We start from the raw sequence: 963 nt of genomic DNA on the forward strand, positions 1-963 counted from the left end.
GGTGGCCGAGATCCGGCCGCGGGTCGACGGCATCATCGAGGAGCGGCTGTTCACCGAAGGAACGGAGGTGAAGGCCGGCGACCCGCTCTACCGCATCGAGAGCGCGAGCTATGCCGCCGCGCTGGCGGCCGCCGAGGCGGCACAGCAGAAGGCCGAGGCCTCGGTGCAGAGCGCCAGGGCACGGTCCGACCGCTACGCGCAGCTTGCCAGGATCCAGGGCGTCAGCGAGCAGGATCTGGAAGAGGCCCGCGCCTCCTATCTCTCGGCGCAGGCCGATGTCGCCGCGGCCAAGGCCGATGTCGACGCCGCCCGCATCAACCTCGACTACACCACGGTCCAGGCGCCGATCTCGGGCCAGATCGGCGTGTCCAGCGTGACGGCCGGCGCGCTCGTCACCGCCAGCCAGACCACGGCGCTCGCCACCATCCGCCAGCTCGACCCGATCTACGTCGACCTCACCGACAGCAGCGCCAACCTGTTGCGGGTGCGGCGGATGCTCGAAGGGGGCAGCCTGAAGGGCGATCCGCGCAAGGCCGAAGTGCGCCTCACGCTGGAGGACGGCACGGCCTACGGCGAGGTCGGCTCCATCCAGTCGGCCGAGGCGACGGTCAGCGAGGCGACCGGCACCTTCGCGATCCGGGTGAAGATCGCCAATCCGCGGCGGCTGCTGCTGCCGGGCATGTATGTGCGCGCCGAACTCTCGCTCGGCGAGATCGAAGGCGCCTTCCGGCTGCCGCAGCGCGCCGTCGGCCACAACGCCCGCGGCGAGACGACGGCGATGTTCGTCACCGCCGAGGACAAGGCCGAGACGCGGGTGATCACGGCAAGTCGCACGTCGGGCAACGACTGGGTGGTGACGGAGGGCGTTTCGGCCGGCGACCGGCTGATCGTGGAAGGCGCGCAGAACCTGCGCGACGGCGCGGCGGTGACGCCGGAGGAGATGGTGGTCGATCCGGCCACCGG

1 protein-coding gene is annotated in these 963 nt (G+C 71.3%); it reads left to right on the plus strand.

All coding sequences use genetic code 11. The features are described 5' to 3' along the window. A partial coding sequence (locus A6302_RS20515; RefSeq protein ID WP_069308542.1) for an efflux RND transporter periplasmic adaptor subunit occupies positions 1-963 on the plus strand: 963 nt, incomplete at both ends.

Source organism: Methylobrevis pamukkalensis, assembly GCF_001720135.1.
Taxonomy (GTDB): Bacteria; Pseudomonadota; Alphaproteobacteria; order Rhizobiales; family Pleomorphomonadaceae; genus Methylobrevis; species Methylobrevis pamukkalensis.